Origin of the sequence: Eubacterium ramulus, from assembly GCF_003122485.1 — a bacterium.
GTDB lineage: Bacteria > Bacillota > Clostridia > Lachnospirales > Lachnospiraceae > Eubacterium_I > Eubacterium_I ramulus_A.
Map to the genome: position 1 here is coordinate 1 of NZ_JRFU01000094.1, position 3,129 is coordinate 3,129.

Here is a 3,129-nt window from a genome sequence, read left to right on the forward strand (position 1 = left end):
GTGCAGTGATTCTGAAAAGAAGATGTCAGCTTGCGCTGACCAGAATCACGCACCAAGTCTCACGTGCATTCGACTTGAAGAACAAATCAATAGGATTTTATTCGTAAATTTTTTTCAGATTATCAAGTTTTGCAGTTGTATTTCGAAGCATCAGATCCAAAATAGTGATAGCAGCCATGGCTTCCACAACAACAACAGCTCTTGGCACAACCACCGGATCGTGGCGTCCGCGGATGCTGATATCGACAGCTTCGCCGTCTGCATTTGCCGTATGTTGCAACTGTGCAATGGATGGTGTTGGCTTTACAGCGGCGCGGAACACAATCGGAGAACCATCGCTGATACCGCCTAAGATACCACCGGCATGATTGGTTGCTTTGGTCAGAGGACCATTTTCCTGTGGCACAAAGGAATCATTATTTTCGGAACCACGGGCAGTAGCGGCAGCAAAGCCATCCCCGATTTCAAAACCTTTTACTGCACCGATGGAAAAAATGGCTTTTGCCAGACTTGCATCCAGTTTGTCAAATACCGGATCGCCGATACCGGCAGGAACACCATTAATTACACATTCGATAATGCCGCCGGAAGAATCCTGTGCTTCGATGCATTGATCCAGAAAGACCTGAGCATCTTTTGCAGCTTGAGCATCCGGCATGGCAACCGGATTTTGCCTGATCTGTGCAGCATCAAAGCGGTTTGGATCAATGGAGACCGGACCGATGGCTTTTGTATAAGTAAGAATGGAGATGCCCATTTCTTTTAACAGTTTTGCGGCAATGGCGCCTGCAGCAACACGTCCGATGGTTTCACGGGCAGAAGAACGTCCACCGCCACGGTAATCACGGAAACCGTATTTTGCATCAAAGCAGTAATCGGCGTGTCCCGGACGATAGCAGCGGGCAATGTCACTGTAATCCTTGGAATGCTGATTTTCATTTCGTACGATCATGGAGATCGGAGTGCCTGTGGTGCGTCCTTCAAAAACACCGGAGAGAATCTCCACCCGGTCTGCTTCGGTACGCGGGGTGGTGTATTTGGATTGTCCCGGTTTTCGACGGTTAAGATAAATCTGAATGTCTTCTTCGGACAGTGGAAGTCCGCTTGGGCAGCCGTCTACTACGACGCCGACCCCTTTTCCATGGGATTCTCCCCATGTGGTAATCTGAAAAATAGTTCCTGTATTTGAACCAGCCATAATGTTTCCTCCTCTGGTATAAAAAAACAATGTTTATTATTTTTGACACTTACCTTATTATATGATAAAGTTATAAACAGCGCAATGAAAAAGGAAAGGAACTTTTTATGTATAAATTATTAAAAAAAGATGGACGCGCGAAGCGTGCCGAAGTGACAACGGTGCATGGAACCATCCAGACACCGGTATTTATGAATGTCGGAACCGCAGCAGCGATCAAAGGTGCGGTATCCACAGATGATCTGCAGCAGATCAAGACACAGGTGCAGTTATCCAACACATACCATCTGCATGTCCGTCCGGGTGACAAACTGATCAAAGACCTTGGCGGTCTGCATAGATTTATGGTATGGGACAAACCGATTCTGACGGATTCCGGCGGATTCCAGGTATTTTCCCTGGCAGGACTGAGAAAGATCAAAGAGGAAGGCGTACATTTCCACTCTCATGTAGATGGACGTAAAATTTTCATGGGACCGGAAGAAAGTATGCAGATTCAGTCGAATCTGGGATCTACCATTGCCATGGCATTTGATGAGTGTCCACCTGCACTGGCAGACAGAAGTTATGTACAGCCATCGGTAGACCGTACCACACGCTGGCTGGAACGCTGTAAAAAAGAAATGCAGCGTCTGAACAGTCTGGAAGATACGATTAATAAAAATCAGATGCTTTTTGGTATCAATCAGGGAGCTATTTATGATGATATCCGTATTGACCATGCAAAACGCATCAGCGAGATGGATCTGGACGGTTACGCAGTGGGTGGACTTGCCGTTGGTGAGAGCCATGAGGAGATGTATCACATTCTGGATGTGACAGTTCCGCATCTTCCGGAAGACAAACCAACTTACCTGATGGGCGTTGGTACTCCGGCAAATATTTTGGAAGCAGTAGACCGCGGGGTAGACTTCTTTGACTGTGTATATCCGAGCCGAAACGGACGTCATGGACATGTTTACACCAATTTTGGAAAACTGAACCTGTTTAACCAGAAGTTTGAGCGTGATATGCGCCCAATCGAAGAGGGATGTCAGTGTCCGGCCTGCCGTACATACAGCAGAGCTTACATTCGTCATTTATTGAAAGCAAAAGAAATGCTTGGTATGCGTCTGTGTGTACTGCATAATCTGTATTTCTATAACACAATGATGGAAGAAATCCGTGATGCCATTGATGCAGGAAATTATCAGAATTATAAAGCTGAGAAACTGTACCGCATGGAACATGGGGAGTAAGAAAAAGTTCACCCGCGCCATTCGCAAAACGCCCGTACTGGGCTTCTCTGTAGTTACACTACTATTTTTGCTCATAAAATGGCGCTCCCTTCATCACTATATATCCCATTAATTCCTCATGCGAGTATGATTATTAACGGAATATATATGATGAGTGAACTGAAAAAAATAAAAAATATGCGAAATGGCTTGAAGAAAAGCTACATTTTGTGTAGAATATTTAATAGTATTGAAAAATAGGAGGAAATCAAATGAACGTATTATCATCCAGTACAGGAATGGGTATGATGGGAACAATCATCTGGATTGTTGTTTTACTTGTATTCGTATTTGTATTTATGCTGAGACCGCAGAAAAAAGAGCAGGCAAGAAGAAATGAGATGATGTCTAAAATGGCAGTCGGCGATACTGTTCTTACAAGCAGCGGCTTTTATGGTACACTGATCGATATCAATGAAGATACCGTTATCGTAGAGTTCGGCAACAACAAAAACTGCCGTATTCCGATGCAGCGCTCTGCAATCGCACAGATTGAAAAAGCTGAAGACGCAGTAGAAGAGTAAATTGAAAAAAGCAAAGATCAGACAAAGGAGGGCGGGGCATGGATATCAATCGATATCACTGCCCTTCTTTTGTATATCAGATGGGAGATGACTCCCACCTCTATAGGTGGTGAGAAACAAGCTAGTATCA

General features: G+C 44.7%; 3 protein-coding genes. 2 read left to right on the forward strand and 1 reads right to left on the reverse strand.

The annotated features are described in order from the left end of the window. Nucleotides 1-97: 97 nt before the first annotated feature. Complete coding sequence (gene aroC / locus LG34_RS08355) at nt 98-1,198, reverse strand: chorismate synthase (protein WP_109215677.1); 1,101 nt, start codon at nt 1,196-1,198, stop codon at nt 98-100. Nucleotides 1,199-1,305: 107 nt separating this feature from the next. Between aroC and tgt the strand changes: the two genes are divergently transcribed. Next, entirely contained in the window at nt 1,306-2,436 is a 1,131-nt protein-coding gene (tgt, locus tag LG34_RS08360; RefSeq protein WP_109215678.1) for a tRNA guanosine(34) transglycosylase Tgt, read from the forward strand. Between the two features lie 251 nt (nt 2,437-2,687). Beyond that, nucleotides 2,688-2,999: a preprotein translocase subunit YajC gene (yajC, locus tag LG34_RS08365; protein WP_109215679.1), complete on the forward strand. Its 312-nt coding sequence runs from the start codon at nt 2,688-2,690 to the stop codon at nt 2,997-2,999. Nucleotides 3,000-3,129 lie beyond the last annotated feature (130 nt).